We start from the raw sequence: 20,550 nt of genomic DNA on the forward strand, positions 1-20,550 counted from the left end.
GGGTGCAGCACCCGACCTCCCAGTGGGACCGGCCCGGTCGGCGGGGACCGTGCATGTGATCGCCGGTAGGCTGCCGCGGTGCGCACGGTCGAGCTCTTGTTGGACGAGACGGCGGAGCAAGCGGTCCGCGAGGCCTGGCGGCGGCTCGCCGACGCGGGGCTGCCCAGTCAGGCGCGTCACCGCTCACCGACCAACAGCCCGCACCTCACCCTGGCCGCTTGCCCGGAGCTGACCGCCCCGATCCGCTGGGAGCTCGCCGAGGTGGCCGCCGCCCTGCCGCTGCCGGTGCGGTGCACCGGCGTGGTCCGCTTCGAGCGGCCCACCTCAGTACTGGCCTGGGCGCTGGACCTGGACTCCGCGCTGGCCGCCCTGCACCGACGCGTGTGGGAGGCGGTGGCCTCGGACAGCCCGCCCGAGACCCTCAACCCCTTGCACCAACCCGGTCGCTGGGCCCCGCACATCACCCTCGGCCGGACCCGGCGAGCCGGCGCCTTCGCCGACCGACGGATCCCTGAGCTGCTCCCGGCACCACCGCTGTCCATCCGGCTCACAACCCTGCGCAGCTACGACACCCGGACCGGCACCCTGGAAGTGCTGCAACCTCGTCCCTGAGCTCCTTGCCACGGGCCCGCTCTGGAGGGTCGGCAGCGGGCGCACGCCCCCCGACGCCAGTACCCGTCCGTCGACCCCAAGTCAGGCTGCGGGGCGGGCAGATAAGGGTTCGCACGGTGCCGTTCGGTCTGTGAGCTGCGTGCAAGAATGTCGCCCGTGACCGAATCGTCTTCGTCGCCCGCCCCCGAGCGCACGCCGGGCCGTGTCGGTCTGGGCCCTCGGGCCGCCGCACTGCTGGTGTTCGGATCCTCGGCAGCGGTCCTGGTGGTCGAGATCGTCGCTCTGCGGCTGCTCGCCCCCTACCTCGGCCTGACCCTCGAGACCAGCACCATGGTGATCGGCATCGCGCTCACCGCCATCGCCTTCGGTTCCTGGCTGGGCGGGCACATCGCGGATCAGGTCGATCCCCGTCGGCTCATCGGCCCTTCGCTCGGAGTGTCCGGAGCGGTCGTGGCGCTCACCCCGTCCGTGCTGCGCACCACCGCGGAGTGGGCACCGGCGGTGCTCCTGGTGATCGCCTCCCTCACCATCCTGGTGCCGGGCGCGCTGCTCTCCGCGGTGACGCCGTTCGTCACGAAGCTGCGGCTCACCAACCTGGCGGAGACCGGTACGGTCGTCGGCCGCCTGTCCGGAGTCGGTACCGTCGGCGCCATCGTCGGCACCGTGCTCACCGGCTTCGTCCTCGTCTCGAGATTGCCGGTCAGCGGGATACTGCTCGGCCTCGGAGCACTGCTGGTGGCGGGTTCGGCGTGGGTCGAGTGGCGAACACGCGGATGGAGCGGCGTCCCGGCCCTGACACTGATGGTCCTGGCCGGCGGCCTCGGTGCCACGGTCGCGCCCGGGGGCTGCGACGTGGAGACCACGTATCACTGCGCACGGGTCGTCGTGGACTCCGACGGGGGCAACGGCCGCACACTCGTCCTGGACGGCCTGCGGCACTCCTACGTCGACATCGACGACCCGACGCACCTGAAGTTCGAGTACGTGCGCGCCATCGCGTCGGCCGTGGATGCCGCCTTTCCGCACGGTGCAGCACTGACGGCTCATCACCTGGGCGGCGGCGGTCTCACCCTGCCCCGTTACCTCGCGGCCACGCGGCCCGGAACGCGCAGCCTCGTCTCCGAGATCGACGGCGGGGTCGCGGGCATCAACCGTGAGCGACTCGGACTGCCGGCGCAGGCCGGTATCGGCGTGCGTGTCGAGGACGGCCGGCTGGGCCTGCGACGCCTGGACACCGGCAGTCGTGACCTCGTCGTCGGCGACGCCTTCGGGGGTGTGAGTGTGCCGTGGCACCTCACCACGGTGGAAGCGATGACCGACGTACGGCGGGTGCTCAACGAGGACGGTCTGTACGTGGTCAACCTCATCGATCACGGTGGTATGGACTTCGCACGGGCCGAAGTGGCCACCCTGAGCGAGACCTTCGAGCACGTCGCCGTCCTCGGCGAACCCGCAGCCATCGGCCAGGGCCCATCCGCCGACTCCGTCGGCGGCAACCTGGTGGTGCTCGCCTCCGACCGACCGGTCGACCTTCGCGCGGCACAGAAGAAGCTGGACGCCCGGCACACCGGCTGGAAGATCACCACCGGCGGGGACCTCGACTCCTGGACCGGCGACGCCCCACTGCTCACCGACGACCACGCACCCGTGGACCAACTCCTGCAGCCCTACAGCCCGCAGACCGGCCGGTGACACAGCCCGGGCGGGTTCGAGCGGTCAGGGGCACTCGTACGTGAAACGGGCGGTCGCCGTGCGCTCGGGTCCGGACAGGATGCGCAGTTCGGCCCGGGCCCTGTGCTGTCCCGGGCCTTGGAAGGTCCACCGCAGATGGATTCGGGCCCGCTTCTGTCCCCGGACCACCACTTCTTCCAGCACGCCCGAGGCGGTGCCGTCGCTGCGGACCCAGCGGTAGGACAGTGTGCCCGGACGGCCGTTGGTGGTGACGAGGGCGACGATGTGTGCGGTGCCGTCGCAGCCGAGTGCCGTCGGCCGGGCCGTGACCGTGATCGCGCCGACCCTGAGCGGCTGACCGAGTCGCTGCCAGGCGAGGAGCGCGAGGACGCAGAGCAGCACGAGCAGGGGCAGTGTGTGTCTGCGCAGCCGTCGACGCCGGGGTGCGGACGGCGGTGTGGCGGCGGGCATCCGGTGGGTCCGATGCGCGACGGTGGCGGTCACGCCCGGGCCGAAGCGAAGCACGGTGCCTTCGACGCGGTCGGGCGGCGTCGAGCGCTCCTCCGCCGCAGGCTGGACGAGGGTCTCGTCCGCTTCGGGGCGCTGTATCCAGTGGCTGGCCAGCACGGTGGCGCTGTACTCGGCGTCGGTCGAGCCCGTCGTGCCGCTCCGGGCGTGGCTGCCGAATGCCTGAGTCGGCCGGTCGGTGGACCGCAGCACCTCGGTGGGCCCGTCGGCGAAACCCGGCGGCACGGTCGGGTCACAGGCGGGCGCGGGAGCGTGGTCGTCGTCGCGTGCGGTCATCTGAGGTCGCACCGCCTCGTGAGGAGCTGCTGCGAGGCGCCCCCGTCGGCGGAGGCCGGGGTCGTGGTGGCCTGAACCGCCCAGTAGCAGCCCACGTTCTGGAAGGTGTGGTCGACGGTGAGGGTGTACTGGGTGGCGCCGCTGCGTTCGAAGGTCTGGGACGGGCCGTCCGGAGTGCCCAGCGGGCCCGCCGTACGGCCCGTGAACCAGGAGACCGTGATCGAGACCGGACCCGTGCCGTCCGTGGTGATTCCGACGGTTGCCGTGGCGCTCGTGGGGCCTGTCTGCCGGAAGTCCGACACCACCACGTCCTTGACGGCGGGTGCGACAGGCGGGGCGGGCGTGGAGGTCGTCGGTGCCGCCGCGGTGGCCGGGCCGCCGGGTGCGGTGGTCTCCGGGTCGCCGGAGGGGGCGTCGGGAGCCGGGGGTTCATCCGAACCGGTGGCCGCCGGGCCCGAGGGCGACGACACGGTGGGTGACGGCGACGAGCCGGCCGACTCGGTCGGCGTGATGGAGGGAGAAGGCGAGGAGGCGATGGGGGAGGGCGGAGCGGCCGGTCCTTGGCCGGGCTGGGCACTGGTGGTGGCCAGGGCCTGCGCCGTCTGCTGCGCGGCGGTCCCCGGGTCGAAGGGGATCCCGAGGGTCAGGAGGACACCGAGAAGTGCGGCGCCGGCGGACACGAGCAGCCCCGGCCGGCCGGGCACCCACGACTGCGCCCGGCCGAGACCCGGCGGACGGTGCAGGACCGTGCGTGCCGTGTCCGTGGTGCTCCGCGGCGCCTCGCGCGACGAGGGCAGGAGCAGCGGCAGCAGGGCCACCAGCGCGGCGAGCCGGCCCCGGCCGCGTTCCTCCCAGTCGGGACCGTAGGCGGTGCCGGCGGCGGTCTGAAGCTCCGCGACCAGGTCCTCGGCGCGTGCGGGCCGTTCCTCGGGGTTCTTGGCCAGGCCCCGGCGCACCAGGTCCCGCACCGGCTCGGGGGCCTCCTCGGCCGGCACGGGTGCGTCGACGTGCTGGAGGGCGAGTTCGGCGAGGTTGTCGCCCCGGTACGGCTTGCGGCCCGTGAGGCATTCGAAGAAGGTGGCCGTGGCCGCGTACACATCGGCGGCGGGAGAGGCGGGAGCGCCGGTCCACTGCTCGGGGGCCATGTAGGAGGGGGTCCCGGCCATACCCGAGCTGGTGCCCGCATCCACCGCGATGCCGAAGTCGACCAGCTTGGAGCATCCATCCGGCGTGACCAGAACGTTCTCCGGCTTGTAGTCCCGGTGGACGACGCCGATCCGGTGCGCGTCGGCCAGCCCGAGCAACGAACCCTTGAGGATGACGAGTGCGGCTTCGGGGTCGAGCGGCCCCTCACGCTTCAGCAGCGCACGCAGCGAGACGCCGTCGACCAGCTCCATCACGATGGCGGCGCCGTCGGGGCTCTCCACGTACTCGTACAACCCGGCGACGTACGGGCTCTCCAGCCCGCCCAGCAGCCGTGCCTCCGCGCGGAAGTCGTGCACGAAGCCCGGCCGGGTGCGCAGGGATTCGCTGAGGTACTTCACCGCGACCGGAACGCCGGTCTCCTCGTGGACGGCCTGGACGACGCGTCCACTGGCCCCTTCCCCGAGCTCGAGCGACCCGGTGTATCCGGGCACTTCCCACGTGTTCATCGCACCCCCCTGGGCCACCGTTCGGCATCGGCCGGCCCTGCACTCGAGGACACATCTTTCGGCCACCGCGGTTGCGTGGCCAGAAGTATGCGCGAGGCGTGCCCGGACCGTGACAGAACGGTGGAGAAGCCTGCCGGAGCCCGGAGCCCGGAGCCCGGAGCCCGGAGCCCGGAGCCCGGAGGCCGCAGCATGGGTTCTGCCAGGTGAAGAATGAAGCCGGCCGTCATGGGTGGGTGTCGGTCGGCCGGATGGTGGGGCGGCGTTCCTGCGGAGGCGCTCGGTGCACCCGAGTAGGCCGACATCCCCGGCCTACTCGGGTGCGCCTTCGATGCGGCGCGCCCCCGGCCCGCCCTAGTGGGAATCCGGCCCGGCGGCGAAGTCGTAGGTGCCCGACCCGACCTGGAAGACGGCCGCCCCGTCCTCCATGCGCAGGAAGCGGACCCCCTTCGCCTTGTCCGCCGGTCGGCCGCCCTCGGTCACCGCGCGGCGCGTGTCGGCCGGGACGTGGACTTCCGCGACCGTGTTGACCGGAACCGTCACCTTCAGGGTGAAGACGCCGTCGCGGCTGGTCCAGCGCGATGACAGCAGGCCGTGGACGGTGTGGAGGCTTCCGGAGCCCCGGGTCAGGTTGCCGCCGGGTACGGGGGCGATCCGGGAGCGCTTGTAGCCGGGCTCGATGGCGGAGAGGCCACCGATGTTCTGGAACATCCAGTCACCCACGGCGCCGTACGCGTAGTGGTTGAAGGAGTTCATGTCGACGGGGCCGAATTCGCCGTCGGGCATGATCGAGTTCCAGCGCTCCCACATGGTGGTGCCGCCCTTCTCGATCTCGTAGCCCCAGGACGGGTAGTCCTTGTGCAGGAGCATCTTGTAGGCCAGGTCGTCGCGGCCGATCCGGCTCAGCGCGGGCAGCAGCAGCGGCGTGCCGATGAAGCCGGTGCGCAGGTGGTAGTCGGTCAGGGCCAGCTTGGCCACGAACTTCTCCCCGACCTTGCCGACGAGTGCCGGGTCCGCGACGAGGTCCATGCCCAGGGCCATGGCGTATCCGGTCTGGGAGTTGCCCTTCACGGTGCCGTCGGCCGAGACGTAGGCCTCGGTGAAGGCGTGGCGGATGTCGGCGGAGAGCTTGCGGTAGTCGGACGCCGCGGACTCGTCGCCCAGGGCGTCGGCGACGTCCGCCATCATGCGGGCGTTCTCGGCGTAATAGGCGGTGCCCAGGATGCCCTGTTCGGTGGGGTCGTCCAGATGCAGCCAGTCGTTGGTGAAGAACGTGGTGCGGCCGGGCTCCAGGAGGTCCGCTCCGGCACTCTCGCGCACGAACTGGAAGAACTTGCGCATCGCGGAGTAGTTGTCGCGCAGGATGCGGGTGTCACCGTAGGAGCGCCACACGTGGTACGGCACGGTGATCATGACGTCGGACCAGCCGACGCCGCTGTCGGCGAACTGGCCCTGGGGGGTCGGCACGACCGCCGGCAGATCGCCGTTGGCGCGCTGGGAGTTGCGGACGTCCGCCATCCAATGGGACAGGAACGCGCGCGTGTCGACGAGGTAGTTGGCCGTCGGGGCGAACAGGCTGATGTCGCCCGTCCAGCCCAGGCGCTCGTCGCGGGCCGGGGTGTCGGTGGGGATGGACAGGAAGTTGCCCCGCTGGCTCCAGGAGATGTTGCTGACCAACTGGTCGAGCATGCCGTCCGAGGTCTTCAGCGTGCCGGTGGAGGGGAGGTCGGAGCCCCAGACGACGCCCTGGACGTCGCTGAGCGCGGGTGGTGAGTCCACTCCGGTGATCTCGATGTAGCGGAACCCGTGCTGGGTGAAGGTGGGCTCGTAGGTGACCGGTGCGGAGTCGGCGAAGACATAGCGGTCGGTGACCTTGGCGCTGCGGAAGTTGTCGGTGTAGAGGGTGCCGTCCTTGTTGAGTACCTCGGCGTAACGGATCTTCGCGGTCCGGCCGGAGGAGCCGGTCAGGGTCAGCCGGGACACGCCGACCATGTTCTGGCCGAGGTCGTACACGTAGGTCCCGGGGCTGGGCTCGGTCATCTTCCGGGCCTTGAGGACCTGGGTCTCGCGCACGGGCTCGTCGCTCTGTGGGACGAGCCGGGCGGTGCGTGACTCCACCGTCGCCGCCGTCTCCCAGCCGGCGTCGTCGAAGCCGGCGCGGCTCCAGCCCGCCGGCTTCAGACGGGCGTCGTACGTCTCACCGTCCTGCAGGTCGGCCTTCACGTAAGGTCCCTCGGCCGCCTTCCACGAGCCGTCCGTGGCGATCCACTGCACGGAGCCGTCGGTATAGGCGACGCGCATCTTCGCCACGAGCGCCGGAGCGTCGCCGTACTGGCGGCTCCAGCCGATCCCCACCTTGCCGGCCCACCAGCCGTTCGCCAGGGAGGCGCCGATCGCGTTGTCGCCCCTGTTGAGGAGTCTCGTGACGTCGTAGGTCTGGGACTGGATGCGCTTGTGGTAATCGGTCCAGCCCGGGGCCAGCACCTGGTCGCCGACCGGCCTGCCGTTGATCTCCAGCGCGTAGATGCCGAGCGCGGAGGCGTAGACCCGTGCGGAGGTGACTTTTTTGCCGGGCTCGGTCGCGAAGGCCTTGCGGAGCAAGGGCATCGGCCGGAGATCGGTCCCGTACAGGGCGTCCGTGGTGCCGGAGACCGCGAGGGCGGAGGCGGCGATGTCACCGCCGGAGAAGGGGTTCCGGCCGGAGGCGAAGTCGGTGTCGAGCAGGGTGCTGCCGTCGGCCCCGGTCACTACGGCGTCGTAGACCGTTCCCCGCTCGCCGCAGCAGGCGTGGGTGCGGAAACCGATGTAGCCCTTCGTGAACGTGGAGTCGGTGAAGGTGCTGACGAGCTTGCCGTCGAGTGTCGTCCTGATCGTGTCGCCCACCGCGTCGTAGCGCACGGTGTGCCGGTCGGCGAGGAGGGATGCGTTGGTGAAGCCGTAGGGTGCGAGGTCTACTTCCTTGACGACGCTGTACGTGCCGTTGACCTGCTTGTGCAGCCTCAGCGTCGGGCTCGCGCCGGTGACGTTGAACTGCCACATGTATCCGTTGGCCGAGTCGGGAGCGCGCAGGAACATGCCGAAGGCGGCGTTTTCGAGCTTGAAGCGGACGGTCGCGGCGTAGTCGGTCCACTTGTCCAGTTCACTCGGAGCGCCGGGGCGCGTGATCCACTGCGCGCCGTCCCAGTCGTCGGCGTCCAACAGGCCGGTCTCGAAGTACGCGTCCGCGCTCCACCGGCTCACCGCTCCCTTGTCGTCCCAGACCCGGACGCGCCAGTGGTAGCGAGTGGCCGACTTCAGGTCCGGGCCGCCGTACGCGACATCGACCTGCCGGCCGGATGTCACTTTGCCCGACGACCACACGTCGGCGGCCCCTGGTCGGCGCCCGACCTGTATCTCATAGGCCTGTTGTGCCGTCGCCCGCCGGTCCGACGCCAACTGCCATCCGAATACCGGGGTTTCACCGCCGATGCCGATGGGGTTCGTGCGGCTGTTGGTGCTCAGGCCACGCACGGCGAGAGGGGTGTCCGCGGCGGACGCCGTTGGTGACAGGGGATGGGGCAGTGCGGACACGCCGCCGAGTATCGCGAGCACGACGAAGCCCGAAAAGAGGCCGAGCATGAGGGGGCGCCTGAGGAGCATGGCTTCTCCGGTCTGCTGAATCGTTTCAATCAAGCAGGTCGCGGGGACAGTAGCTGTGTGACGTGAGACACGTCAATATGTGAGTCGGCCCGGATTGCCGTGGAAGTCGGGCAGTCGAGGGGGATTCGGTCTCTCGCGAGCATGCGGCCGACGCCCCATCGACCACGTCAGTCCCACGAGTTGAAGAGGACCGCGCCCAGTGTGGTGATGCCGTAGAAGCGGATGTCGCGCCATTCGCCCTGAGTGAGGACCGAGGTGTCGAGGTCGGTCAGTGGGGTGGTGAGCCGCACGCGGTCGAGTGCTTCGAACCCGAGGTCGGCGAAAGCGTGGGCCCAGGGCGGTGGGGTGAGGAACTCGTCGCTGAACCAATCCCGGAGTTCTTCGGCGAAGGCGATCCAGGGGTGGTGGGCGTGGCAGAGGATGACGTGCTCGCCCGCGCTCGTGACGACCGTCGCGGTGTGGAACGACCGAGGGTAGGCCTGCTCCTCGACCCGGCCCACCTGGCCATTGGCAGCCCGGGCGGCTGCGTACAGGGCTGCGCGGAACGTCCTCTGGTCGACTTCCGGCAGGGGGCCGTCCTTCGGCTGGAAGAAGCCGGTGGCACCTCGCGGCAGTACGAACGCTGCGTCCTTGTCTGCGGCCATGTGGCTCATTGTGGCGAAGCGCGTCTCCGTCGGCGTTCTATTTGCGCTGTGAACTGCCGCGTCGTGCAGGCGGAAAGTGCCTTGTCGCGAGCCGTCGTGACCTCGGCTTCGTCGAGATCGAGTGGTTGATCCGTCCCGGGCGCTTGCCGTGCGCGGCCGGCCCCTAGACGCGCAAGAGCGCCGTCACGGCGACCGCGGCCACCAGAGCCACGGGGAGTGGGGCACGGCGCCAGAGGAGCAGCGGGACGACCGCGAGTCCCGCGATCACGGTGAGATCCACGGCGCTCCAGCGGGAGCCCAGTACGTCCACGACGATGAAACCGGCGAGCAGCGCGGGGCCTGTGAGGGCGATCACCGACTGTGCTCGCGGGGGCAGGGTGCGCCCGCCGAAGAGGGCGGGGCCGAAGGCTTTGCAGGTGAAGCTGAGGGCGGCGACGGCGCCGATGGCGAGCCAGAGAGTCATCGTGCGACCTCTTCGTCGGAGTGGACGGGTTGCACGGCCTTATCGGCCTGCCCGGCCGCTTCGGCCCTGTTCGCCTCTTCGGCGCTTTCCGGACCGGCGGGCGGCGAGGCGGGCGCCCGGAAGAGGGCGACGAGGGCCGCGAGCGCCGCGCCCACGAGGGCGGGCCCGGCCGGCAGGAAGACGATGAGGCCGGCCGCGAGCACGGCGCCGAGCAGGGCCGGCAGTCGGTTGATCCGTTCCCGGCGGACCTCGTCGAAGAGGAGCGCGACGAAGAGCGCCGGTGTGAGGACGTCCAGTCCGAGCCGGTGCAGGAGATCGGGGTCGGGTGACATCGCGACGCCCAGGGCGGTGCCCGCGACCCAGGCCGGCCACTGGATCGCGGTGGCGCCGAAGAGCAGGTACCGGTCGAACCGTCCTCCTCCGAGATGGGCGGCGGCCCATGACCCGTCGACCACCGCCTGGCCTTCGAGCGCGCGGCGGAACCGGCCGCCGCGCAGATCACCGGCGACGGCGATGCCCATGGGGATGAAACGGCTGTTGATCAGCGCCGCTGACGTCACGGCGCCGGCGATGCCGCCGCCGGAGCCCAGGGTCGCGAGCAGGGCGAACTGGGCGGACCCCGAGAAGACGGCCATCGAGCAGATCACCGGCGCGAGATGTCCCCAGCCCTGCGAGGTGCTGATCGCGCCGAAGCTGACGGCGAGCAGAAAGGAAGCGGCCGCCAGCCCGGACCCGGTTTTGAGCCCGGACAGGAAGCTCGCACGCGGCGAGACGGCGACTTTCGCTGGTCGGAGACGGTCCATGACCCCGATTCTAACAGTCATAAGAGTTTATGCCTGTTAGAAAGGCGAGTACGCTGAGGGTGTGATGAGCAAGCCACCGGTTCTCCGCGCCTCGACCGCGTCGGGAAGCCCTCACGACTCCGGCATGTCACTCGTGGGCGGCCATCCGGTACTCGACTTCGCCAACACCATCGCCTGGCGCCTGGACCCCGCCCGCACGGCCGACCGCGTCCAGGGCCCCGAGGCATGGGTCCGCTGGGCCGTCGCCGGCGGACTCCTCACCGCCGACCGCGCCGAGACGATGCTCCGAGCCGAGACGGCGGACTCCGCACCAACAGAGGACGAGACCGCGGCGCTCATGGACCTGCGTGCCACCCTCGTGCGGATCCTGGACGCCCTCGTCGACGACGAGGCGCCCCCTGCCGAGGAATGGGAGGCACTGCGCCGCAGCATGGTGCTGGCCCGCGAGGACGCCGCACTGTTCCCCTCCTTCCCCCTGCGGTGGCAGCCAGGCACGGACCACCTCGGCGACCTCGCTCACACGCTGGTGCTGCTGACGGAGGACCTGCTGTCCGGGGACGGCCTGGGCCGGATCCGGCGCTGTGCGGGCCCCGGATGCGGCTGGTTCTTCCTCGACCGTTCCCGGAGCGGGACCCGGCGCTGGTGCAGCTCGGACGACTGCGGGAACCGGGACCGCGCCAAGCGCCACTACTCCCGCACTCGTCGGCGCGGGTGACGTCGCGGGCGCGCGCCGCCGTGCGAATTGTCGTTTCGGGCCCGTGAACCCCGGCGGCAGAGCGCACCGCAAGGGCTCACGGGCAGGCGCGGGCGAGGATGACGGGGGCGGCCAGGCGCCGAAGTTCGGTGGGCCGTCCCAAGAGCAGCGAGTCGACCGCGGCCCGCCGGGAGAAGAGCTGCGCGTGGTGCTCCTCGGTCATGCCGACCGCCCCGTGCAACTGCACGGCGTCCGTGGCCCGTTCGAGCGCTGACGGTCGTTGAAGAGGGGCACCTCACATAGCGATTGGCCGATACGCCAGGGCTTGATCGACCACCTCATCGGCCGAAAGCTCCAGCCCCGGCGGCCAGAAGATCAAGTCGCGGACATGACCGGACGGGCATGCCAGTGATCTGTCGAGACTGTCCAGCCAAGCGTCCATCTCGTCGTCCGAGGTGTAGTCCGCTTGCATGATCCGCTGCACGAGCGCGACAGCCGCCGCGCGATTCACCCCCACAGCACTCATCAGACCCCTCCGCCGATTCACTCTATCGGGACGCGTGATCGCCCCTGGCAGGTCCGTGTCTCCGCAGCTGCACTGGCTTGATCACACCGTTCGCCCGCCATCGACGTCCACTCGACAGACAACCCACAGACATCCTTCCCCCGTCCTACGTGACGCGAGAGACGCCCGGGACCGACGGGACGTCTGCGCACGGGGTTTTGAGGAGAGGACCATTGATCCGTGCCCGGCGAATATGTGTGACCGCCGTGGCGGTGCTGGCGGCCCTGGCGGGCTCGCCCGGACTGGCACAGGCTGAACAGTTACGCGAATCGGGGCTGTTGAGCGCGGCGGACGACAACCCACTTCCGCCCGGGTGGCGGATCGGCGGGGAGGGCGGGTCGCGTGAGCTGGTCTGGCGTGCGCCGAAGGCCGTGCCCATGGGGGACGCCCGGGTCGAGTTCCGCACCGGGGACCGGCTGCTCGGGGTGCCGAAGCCCGCGAAGGACGGGCGGACCTTCCGGCTCGCCCTCGACCAGACGCGTCCCAAGCAGCTGAGGGACCTTCAGGTGACGGCCGCGGGGCGCCGGCTGGACGCGGGGGCCGAGGCCCCGCACGAGTCCGGCTCGCGCGGTGCACGGATGCCCGAGCAAGCGCCGGCCAACGGCGTCGACCCGGGCAAGCCCGGCTCGTACCGCACCGTCACCGGGAAGTACGACCTCGACCCGGTGCGCCTGCCCGGGTTCGACACGCCGGTGGAGATGACCGCCGAGGTCGTGGCACCGAAGGGTGCCGCCGGCAAGCGGCCGCTCGCACTGTTCCTGCACGGCCGCCACTTCACCTGCTACAAGCCGGGCTCCGAGGACGACGTGACCGGCGACTGGCCCTGCGCCGGCGGCTACAAGCCGATTCCGAGCCACCTGGGCTATCTGCGCGACCAGCGCCTGCTGGCCTCCCAGGGCTATGTGACGGTGTCGATCTCGGCGAACGGCATCAACGCCCAGGACGGGGAGGCCGAGGACGCCGGCGCGCAGGCGCGTTCCTCGCTGGTGCGCCGGCACCTCGCCCGCTGGGCCGACTGGAACGCCCATCGCTCCTCCGCCCCGGCCGTCGTACGCCAGGCGCCGAAGGCGGACCTCTCCCGTGTCCTGCTCGTCGGTCACTCGCGCGGTGGCGAGGGCGTCAACCGGGCCGCCATGGACAGCCTCTACCCGCCGCCGGCCGCCGAGGACGGCTACCGGGGCCCGGTGCGCTGGAAGGTGCGCGGCACCGTGCTCATCGGACCGACGATCTTCGGTCAGAATCCGGTCGCCGACGTGCCGTCCGTGACGCTGCTGCCGGGCTGCGACGGTGACGTCTCGGACCTGCAGGGCGAGGACTTCGTCGACGGGACGCGCGGGATCGGCCGGGGCACGGCACTGCACAGCGCGGTCTACATGGTCGGCGCCAACCACAACTACTTCAACAGCGAGTGGACCCCGGGCGAGGCCGTCGCACCGGCCGAGGACGACTTCAGGACCGACCCGGAGCAGCCGGCGGACCCGGTGTGCGCGCCGGGTGCCGCGACCCGGCTGACCGCCGCCCAGCAGCACAAGGCGGGCGCCACGTACATCGCCACCGCGGCCCGGCTCTTCCTCGCCGGGGACGACCGGGTGCGTCCGCTGCTCGACGGCTCCGGCAAGCGGGCCCCGTCCGCGGACCCGGCCCGGGTGCTGACCCACGCGGTCGGCGGCCGCCGCAGCGGTGGTTTCCTGCCGGACGGCGGGGCGAAGGTGACCGGCGCCCGGCTGTGTTCGGCGATCGACCCGGACCCGGCCGTGGCCTGTCTGGGCCCGGAGACCCCCGGATCGTCACCGCACTTCGCTTCGTGGGAGACGGAACGGGAGACCGGCCGCAGCGCGGTGGACCTGACATGGTCGGCGCCGGGCAGGGCCGCGCGTGTCACCCCGGCCAAGCCGCTCTCCCTCCGCGGCTCCCAGAAGCTCGCGCTGCGGGTCTTCGTACCGCCGAACACGACCGGCACCAAGTTCGACGTGTCCGTCACCGACTCCTCCGACCGCCGGGTGAAACTGGGCTCTGTCCGGGTGGACGGACTCCCGGGCTCCGCGAACACCGCCTCCTACTGGGCGCAGGAGCTGCGCGTCCCGTTGTCGGCCGCGACCCGGGCCGGACTCGACCTGGGACATGTCAAGTCCCTGGAACTGACGCCCCGTTCGCGGACCGGGCGGGCCTGGCTGATGGACGCCTGGGGCTGGGCACCCGGCACGTCGGCGGTGAAGGCGGCCACCCTGCCGCGTGTCGACGTGGGCCGCACGATCGTCAAGGAGGGCGACTTGGGCACCCGCACCTACCGGATCCCGGTCGAGATCTCCGGGCGCGGCAGCGGGCAGGTCCGCGTGTACGTCCTCGACCCGGACAGCGGCCGGGCCGGCAACCGCCTCGTGACCGTACGGTCCGGCAGCCACGCGATCGACGTGCCGGTCGAGGTGAAGGGCGACACGGCCTACGGCGAGGACGTGGAGCACGACATCGCCGTCAAGGCCGTCCACAACGCCGTCGTCGGCAAGTACCGGGGCGGGATCACTGTCGAGAACGACGACCCCGAGCCGGTGATCACCCTGTCGCCGGTCGCGGACCGGGTGACCGAGGGAGGGCCGCTGACCTGGAGGCTGTCCGTGGACGCGCCCGCGGCGGTGGACCTCTACGAGCCGGTGCGGGTGCTTCCGGTCACCGAGGGCGCCGAGCTGTCCACCAAGGACGTGGACCCGCAGTGGCTCAAGGAATGGTCCGGCGACGTGCCCGACCCCGAGCGGCCGCTGTCCGACGCGCACCTGTGGCTGTGGCTGCACATCCCGCCCGGGAGCACCGGCGTGGACTTCGACGTGCCGACCGTACGGGACCAGGTGGCCGAGCCGGCCGAGTCGATGCGCCTCGCCCTGACCGACCGCAACGCCGAGCCGCTGCCCGGCAGGCCGGTGCTGACGGGGACGGTGCTCGACAGGCCGTAAGCACGGGGGCCAGGATTCGTGAGCACCCTCTCGTGCGGGGTCCGGCCTGTTCGGACCCCGCACGTGGCGACGTATCGTCAGAGAGTGCCGGAGTCGGCGATGGTGATCGTGGCCGAGGTGCGGCCGGACCGCGAGCCGTAGCTCTCGATCTTGCGCACGAGCTCCATGCTGCTCTCGTCGGCGACCTCGCCGAAGACGACGTGCTTGCCGTCGAGCCACGACGTCACGATCGTGGTGATGAAGAACTGCGAGCCGTTGGTGTTCGGGCCGGCGTTGGCCATGGAGAGCTGGCCCGGCTTGGTGTGCTTGAGCGTGAAGTTCTCGTCGGCGAACTTCTCGCCGTAGATGCTCTTGCCGCCCGTGCCGTCGCCGCGGGTGAAGTCACCGCCCTGGAGCATGAACTCCGGGATGACGCGGTGGAAGGACGAGCCCTTGTAGCCGAAGCCCTTCTCGCCGGTCGCGAGCGCGCGGAAGTTCTCCACGGTCTTGGGGGCGACGTCGTCGAAGAGGTTCATGTTGATCCGGCCGGCGGGAACGCCGTCGATGGTGATGTCAAAGAAAACCTTGATAGTCATGCCCCCATCCTGTCATCTGCCACCCTCAGGAGCGCCACGAGCACCTCGAATGCGGCCCCGCACCGCTGGTACGGCCAGGTGCTCCCCGAAGCGGCACGCCGCGCCCGGCCCGGCGTCACCCCGGCACAAGATCAGACCCCGGTGTGGACGTGCGCTGCCCAGCGGGTGGGGGCGGCGGGGTAGCGGTCGCGGAGGTCCAGGAGGGCGTCGGTCAGGGCTTGGGCGCCGGGCAGACCGGCGGCGCGGCGGGCGTGGAAGGCCTCGGCCACCGCTTCGGCCGCCGCGTCGGTGACCGGCCAGAGGGTGCCGACGACCTGGCGGTAACCGCAGAGCTGGAAGGCCGCTGTGATGTGCACGAACTCGTCCGCGAGCCGATGGGCCGTGACGCCGGTGCTGCACGCGGACAGGTGCGCCAGGTCCGCCTCGCGCAGGCGGAGGTCAGCGAGCACGGCGACGGTCAGCGGACGCTCGCGGTGATCGGCGAGGAGCAGCCGACTGCCCGACGGATCGAGCGGGTCGGTCAGACCGTGGCACACGAAGTGCGCGGTGCCGTGCCGCGGGAGGGCGTCGAGCACGGACTGCGAGGTGGCGGCCGGGCCGGTGAGTACGGTGACGGGCCCGGCGGGCCGCAGAAGCTCGGCGACGCGGGCCGCCTCCTTCTCGGCGTGGCCGAGGGGTTCCGCGCCCGGCGTCTGCGGCAGGGCGACGACCAGCGTGCCCGCGGCCGGGGACGCCGGCGGGCGGGTCCGGGCCTGGGCAAGAACGCGCAGGGTGGAGGTGGTGGAGGAGACCGTCCGGTCGAGGAGCGTGGCGCGGCGACGACCTGTGGGCGGGGGAGAGCGGTGCAGGCCGGCCGCGTGCAGGGGCAGCGAGGCGAGGAACCCGACCGGGCACCACCACAGGCGAGGCCGGGGGCGGTCCGCCGCACCGTCGATGCCGAGCCGGTCGAGCACGGGGGCGGTGACGGTGTTCCAGAGCCATTCGAGAGTGGCGTGGAGCTCGCTCTGGGCGTTTTCCTGCGCGCCGAAGACGGCGAACGGATCGTCGCCGAGCTCGTGCGGGGCGGCGAGCGCATCCTGGAGCCGTTGCGCACGGGCGACCGCGTCCTCGGCGTTCAGGTCAGGCAGCGGGACGACGGTGACCGGGTCCGCGGGCGGTGCGGCAGGGTCGAGGATGAGGGCGTCGGAGCGCCACGCGCTGCAGTAGACCAGCACGACCGGGCCCTCTCCCGCCGCGTCCCGCAGCTCGTCCATCGTCGGCCCGTCCAGGAAGTCGGCGTTCCCCAGCGCGCGGATGCGGGCGAGCAGGCGCGTCCAGCGGACGCCGTGCCGGAGCCGCTCCTCGGCCGAGCCGTCGAACGCGTCCGGCACGGCAGCGCGCAACTCCTCGAACTCGGCGGCGAGTTCGGGCTGTTCGCGGCGCAGGTCCGCGAGTGCGGTGTCGGGGGTGCCCAGGGCATCGGCGGCGAGGACGCCCCTGGCACGTTCAAGGAGTTCGACGGCCCGTGCGGGGTGGCCGGCCGCGACGGCGGCGGCCGCCGTGGAGGAGGCCAGCCCGGCGGTCTCCCGAAGCACGAACTGCCGGTCCCGGCGCGTGAGTTCATACGGGGCGATGAGCGGCAGCAGTCCGACGGCCGTACCGAAGGCGTCGAGCGCGGCCTCGGCGTCCCCGCGGCCCATGGCCCAGTTGCCGGCGCGGGCCGCGGCGGCGAGCCGTGCGGCGGGCCGGGCCGTGGTGATCACGGCAGCCTGCCGGAAGGCTCCCTCGGCCTCCGCGGCGGCCTCGGCGGCTTGCTCGGTGTCGCCCGCCGCCCGCGCCTCGCGGTGGTCCAAGGCGCGGACCACGGCGAGCGTCAGCAGGAACTCGACACGGTCCGGATGCTGTGCGGGCACGGCGGCGGCCGCCTCACGGGCCAGCGCGGCGGCCTGCGCGAGGGCGTCGGGCTCCCGCGTCTCCAGCGCCGCCGCGGCCAGATGGTGGACCTGCAGACATTCGGCGAGCGCGATGCGCACCATGGGCCCGTTCGTGGCGTCGAGCGGGATTGCGGCGACGGCCTCGCGCAGCAGGGCGAGGGCGAGCTCGAGCAGGGCCGGATGAGGCTCGGGCCCTGCGCACAGGCCCAGGACGGCGTGGCCGGCATGGGCGACGAGGGACGGCTTGAGTGGATGGTCGTCGGGGCAGGTCTGCTGGGCCTGAAGGCAGCAGCTGACGCCCTCCGACATCCGCTCGACGTACGCGTCCTCGTCGCTCAGCCGGTCCGCCCCGCGCAGCAGCACCTCGCCGAGGTGGGCCAGCGCCACGGCGCGCCCCACGCCGGACGGGGGCGAGGAGGCCACCACCCGGCGGGCGTAGGTCTCGGCGTCCCTGAGCGCGTCCAGGTCGCGGCGGCGCTGGTACAGCTGGAAGAGCCCCTGGCTCAACTCGGAGAGCCACGTGAGCTGCTCGTCGGCGGTGAGGTCGGGGTCCGGGCCGTCGGGGCCGCCGTCGAGTTGCCGCAACAGCTCGATGCCCTCGGCGAGTGCGGCGAGGTCCCCGGTCTCGTCGTACCGCCTCAGCAGGGTCCCGGCGAGCAGCCGCCGCGCGCGGCGCGACCGGGGCCCGGGCGCCTCGGCCCGTACCCGCTGCCGTGCCTCCTCCACGGGGTCGGCGGGATCCTGTCCGGCAGCGTGGGCCAGTCGCTCGGCCTCTCGCAGCAGCCCGGCGGCGTCGCGGTACGAGGCATGGCCGGGCGGCGCGAGGCGGCACGCTTCCTCGGCGGACGCCAGGGTCTCCGCGATGAGCGCCGCGTGCCCGACCACCCGTTCCTGTTTTGCGAGGTCGAGCAGGCAGCGGGTGAGCAGCAGCCGGCGGGAGATCCGGTTCGGGTCGTTGGCGGCGGACCCCGCCACCGAGGCACGCAGCGCGTCGGCGGACCGGCGCAGCAGCTGGAGGTCGCGGGTCTCCTGGTAGAGGTTGCGCAGGTCCTTGCCGTAGTTGTTGAGGATCGCGGCCCGCTGCGGCTCCGCGTCGGGCACGGTGCGAGCGGCCTCCGCGCCGAAGTCGACGGCGGAGCGCAGGACGGCCGGGTCCGCGGAGCGGTCGTACAGCGCCGAGTACAGGTTCTGGACGTGGCAGAGGCGCACGGCGCGCAGGGGGTCGTGCAAGGGGGTGAGATTCAGCGCGACGATGCTGACCTCCAGGCTCTCCTCGAGGGCCGCCTCGTCGCCGGTGCGGCGGAACGCGTCGAGGAGCAGCGAGCCGTGATTGAACATGACCAGCGGCCGCTGCGGATCGTGCTCGGCGCAGAGCCGGGCGGCCTCCTCGCTGTATCCGCGTGCCGCCTGCAGGAGGTGGAGTTCGCCGGTGCGGGCCAGTTCGTGCTGGAGGGCGACGCCGAGCGCCGTCCGGGCACGGACGCTGCGGGAGCGCTCCTCCTCGGGCAGGATCGCGAACAACCCCGGCGTGACGCCCACCAGTTCGCGAAGCAGGACGATGGCCGTGCGGAGGGTCGCCGGGTCGCGGATCGCACGGTAGCGCTCGACGGCGAACGCGGCGTGGTCGTAGAGCGCCTCCAGCCGCAGGTCGGGGTCGCGGGCGATCCCGGCGAGGCTCCTCGGCAGCCGCGGCAGGCGCCGTACACCGGCCCGGATGTCGGCCGGTACGAGCTCGGGCGCGAGGGCGTCGAGCCAAGCCGACAGCTCCAGGGCCCTATTGCGCAGGGTGCGTGCGCTGACGGGCGGCGGCGGGGCGGCCAGATGGAGCTGCCAGCTCGCGACGGCGACGGTCCGGGCCATGTCGGCCTCGGGCGGCGGATGGTCCTGCAGCGCCTGGTCGGTGAGCACCAGCAGGCCGGCGGTCGTGGGGTCGAGGAGCGGCCCGACGTCCCCGGTGTCCTCGAACAGGCTGACCCGGGCGCGCAGTTCGGCGTAAAGACTCAGCTCGACAGCCACTCGATGCTCCCGTCCCCCCATCGGCCACCGTCTGCCATTCTCTGCCATGACGACCTTGGACGGGAGGGCTCATGCACGACCTGGCGGATCGACTCGACCGGCTGTGCCGACTGCTCGGTGGGGGCGAACTCACCCGCCGGGCCCGGGAGTACGGGGTGGCCGAGTACCTGGAGCGAGTGCTGGGCGCCGTGCGCGACGGGACCGACCCGGAGCGGGTACGCGCCGATCTCGACGCGCTGGACGAGGGATTCGCCCGACACGGCATCGACGGCCTGACCACCCGGACCCGGGCCTACCAACCGCTGTCGGGGACCGTCGGGCATCCGGTCCTGCGGGGCTGGGTGTGTCCGGCAGCGCACCGCTGCTCCCGGTTCACCCGGCACGACACCGGGACCCCGGGCGGGGACGCCGGGCCCGTGTGCGAGGCACTGGGGACGCCGCTGGTGCGGGTGGAGATCCCCCTGTGAACACCTTCCTGGGAGAACTCGGCCGGAAGCTGGCCGAACGCTGGGTGACGCTGCTCCTGCTGCCGGGCGCGCTGTACGTGGCCGTGGTGACGGCCGCGTCGGTGCTCGGCCAAGGCAGGGCGCTGGACCTGCGCGGGCTGAGCTCCTGGATCGACGGCCTCGCAGCGGCGCGGGGCGCCGGTCAGGTCGGGATCGTGGTCCTCGTGGCGGCCGGCGCACTGACGGCTGCCACGGGCGCGGGGCTCTGCGCGGCAGCACTCGGCGAGGGCGTGGCGCTGCTGTGGGCGGTGGAGGGGCGGCGCGGCCCGGGGCGGTGGCTGGCCGACCGGCGCCGGCAGCGGTGGCAGCGGGCCTACGCGGAGGTCGTCGCGGCGCGCCGGGCGGTGGCGCTGAGCGCCGTACCTCCGCACGGGGCGGACCCGGAAGCGCGCGCGGCGCTGCGGGCGTCGCTGGACCGCTGCCGTCGGATCTGTCCGGTGCCGGCCGACCGTCCGACATGGATCGGGGACCGGCTGCGGGCGGTGGACCTGCGGGTCCACCACGCGTACCGGGTCGACCTGGAAGCGCTCTGGCCGAGACTGTGGCTGGCGCTGCCGGACCCGGCGCGCACCGAGCTGACGGACGCGTACGCCGCGTACCGGGCGAACGCCCGGCTGACGGGCTGGGGCCTGATGTACTTCCTGGTGGCGCTGTGGTGGTGGCCCGCCGCACTCGTAGCCGCCGTCACGCTCACCACGGCATGGATCCGCGCCCGGGGCGCGGCGGAGTCGCTGGCGGACCTGGTGGAGGGGGCGGTGGACCTGTACGGGCGCGACGTGGCGACGACGCTCGGGGTACTGCCGGACGGCGAGGGCCTGGACCGCGCGTCGGGCGACGCGGTGAGCGCGCTGCTGCGCAAGGACGGGGCGCTGCACCCGGAACCGCCGGATCCGCCCGCTGGCCCGCTGTAGCAGCGTGGTGGAGCATCGCGACTTGAGACTTTGTGCAGGCCGGTCTCCGGATGAGGCTGCGCACGGCTGCACCGACCGACCCTGGTGATGAGTTTTCGCGCCCGCACCCGTCACACCTACGACGGGACGCCACGAGGCGG

General features: G+C 72.1%; 16 protein-coding genes. 6 read left to right on the forward strand and 10 right to left on the reverse strand.

Annotated features, from left to right (window positions below; all coding sequences use genetic code 11):
- Positions 1–78: 78 nt before the first annotated feature.
- Positions 79–612: a 2'-5' RNA ligase family protein gene (locus tag IE153_RS28775; protein ID WP_189592703.1), complete on the forward strand. Its 534-nt coding sequence runs from the start codon at positions 79–81 to the stop codon at positions 610–612.
- A 156-nt stretch (positions 613–768) separates the two neighbouring features.
- Positions 769–2,304, forward strand: coding sequence for a fused MFS/spermidine synthase (locus IE153_RS28780; protein WP_438817941.1), 1,536 nt, complete (start codon positions 769–771; stop codon positions 2,302–2,304).
- Between the two features lie 24 nt (positions 2,305–2,328).
- Here the strand turns inward: IE153_RS28780 and IE153_RS28785 are convergent, their stop codons facing one another.
- From IE153_RS28785 to IE153_RS28810, 6 genes are all read right to left on the reverse strand, one after another.
- Entirely contained in the window at positions 2,329–3,087 is a 759-nt protein-coding gene (locus IE153_RS28785; RefSeq protein WP_229829225.1) for a hypothetical protein, read from the reverse strand.
- Entirely contained in the window at positions 3,084–4,739 is a 1,656-nt protein-coding gene (locus tag IE153_RS28790; protein ID WP_189592705.1) for a serine/threonine-protein kinase, read from the reverse strand. The genes IE153_RS28785 and IE153_RS28790 overlap by 4 nt, the downstream gene beginning before the upstream one ends.
- Before the next feature lie 351 nt (positions 4,740–5,090).
- Positions 5,091–8,375: a family 78 glycoside hydrolase catalytic domain gene (locus tag IE153_RS28795; RefSeq protein WP_229829226.1), complete on the reverse strand. Its 3,285-nt coding sequence runs from the start codon at positions 8,373–8,375 to the stop codon at positions 5,091–5,093.
- Between the two features lie 167 nt (positions 8,376–8,542).
- Positions 8,543–9,019: a hypothetical protein gene (locus tag IE153_RS28800; RefSeq protein ID WP_189592706.1), complete on the reverse strand. Its 477-nt coding sequence runs from the start codon at positions 9,017–9,019 to the stop codon at positions 8,543–8,545.
- A gap of 163 nt (positions 9,020–9,182) precedes the next feature.
- On the reverse strand, positions 9,183–9,482 hold the full coding sequence (locus IE153_RS28805) for an AzlD domain-containing protein (RefSeq protein ID WP_189592707.1): 300 nt from the start codon (positions 9,480–9,482) through the stop codon (positions 9,183–9,185).
- Positions 9,479–10,285 carry an AzlC family ABC transporter permease gene (locus tag IE153_RS28810; protein WP_189592708.1) on the reverse strand — a complete coding sequence of 269 codons (807 nt, stop codon included), beginning with the start codon at positions 10,283–10,285 and terminating at the stop codon, positions 9,479–9,481. Before IE153_RS28810 ends, IE153_RS28805 begins: the two co-directional genes overlap by 4 nt.
- A gap of 124 nt (positions 10,286–10,409) precedes the next feature.
- Between IE153_RS28810 and IE153_RS28815 the strand changes: the two genes are divergently transcribed.
- On the forward strand, positions 10,410–11,000 hold the full coding sequence (locus IE153_RS28815) for a CGNR zinc finger domain-containing protein (RefSeq protein ID WP_189592709.1): 591 nt from the start codon (positions 10,410–10,412) through the stop codon (positions 10,998–11,000).
- Positions 11,001–11,076: 76 nt separating this feature from the next.
- Here IE153_RS28815 and IE153_RS42420 read toward each other — a convergent pair whose 3' ends face one another.
- On the reverse strand, positions 11,077–11,202 hold the full coding sequence (locus IE153_RS42420; RefSeq protein ID WP_268251853.1) for a hypothetical protein: 126 nt from the start codon (positions 11,200–11,202) through the stop codon (positions 11,077–11,079).
- A gap of 72 nt (positions 11,203–11,274) precedes the next feature.
- A complete protein-coding gene (locus tag IE153_RS28820) occupies positions 11,275–11,505 on the reverse strand; it encodes a bacteriocin immunity protein (RefSeq protein WP_189592710.1) in 231 nt (76 codons plus the stop codon).
- A gap of 212 nt (positions 11,506–11,717) precedes the next feature.
- On the opposite strand from IE153_RS28820, the gene IE153_RS28825 reads away from it, so the two are divergent.
- Positions 11,718–14,489 (forward strand): alpha/beta hydrolase, encoded by a 2,772-nt coding sequence (locus tag IE153_RS28825; RefSeq protein WP_189592711.1) that lies wholly within the window; start codon positions 11,718–11,720, stop codon positions 14,487–14,489.
- Between the two features lie 77 nt (positions 14,490–14,566).
- On the opposite strand, the gene IE153_RS28830 is transcribed toward IE153_RS28825, so the two are convergent.
- Together IE153_RS28830 and IE153_RS28835 are read right to left on the reverse strand one after the other, a co-directional pair.
- Positions 14,567–15,064 carry a peptidylprolyl isomerase gene (locus IE153_RS28830; protein ID WP_031107460.1) on the reverse strand — a complete coding sequence of 166 codons (498 nt, stop codon included), beginning with the start codon at positions 15,062–15,064 and terminating at the stop codon, positions 14,567–14,569.
- Positions 15,065–15,195: 131 nt separating this feature from the next.
- Positions 15,196–18,993 carry a CHAT domain-containing protein gene (locus tag IE153_RS28835; protein ID WP_189592712.1) on the reverse strand — a complete coding sequence of 1,266 codons (3,798 nt, stop codon included), beginning with the start codon at positions 18,991–18,993 and terminating at the stop codon, positions 15,196–15,198.
- Positions 18,994–19,064: 71 nt separating this feature from the next.
- Here IE153_RS28835 and IE153_RS28840 point away from each other — a divergent pair, with 71 nt between their 5' ends.
- Entirely contained in the window at positions 19,065–19,460 is a 396-nt protein-coding gene (locus IE153_RS28840; protein ID WP_189592713.1) for a hypothetical protein, read from the forward strand.
- Positions 19,457–20,410, forward strand: a complete 954-nt coding sequence (locus IE153_RS28845) for a hypothetical protein (protein WP_189592714.1) — start codon at positions 19,457–19,459, stop codon at positions 20,408–20,410. Before IE153_RS28840 ends, IE153_RS28845 begins: the two co-directional genes overlap by 4 nt.
- Positions 20,411–20,550 lie beyond the last annotated feature (140 nt).

The organism is Streptomyces massasporeus, from assembly GCF_014648995.1.
Classification (GTDB): Bacteria; Actinomycetota; Actinomycetes; order Streptomycetales; family Streptomycetaceae; genus Streptomyces; species Streptomyces massasporeus.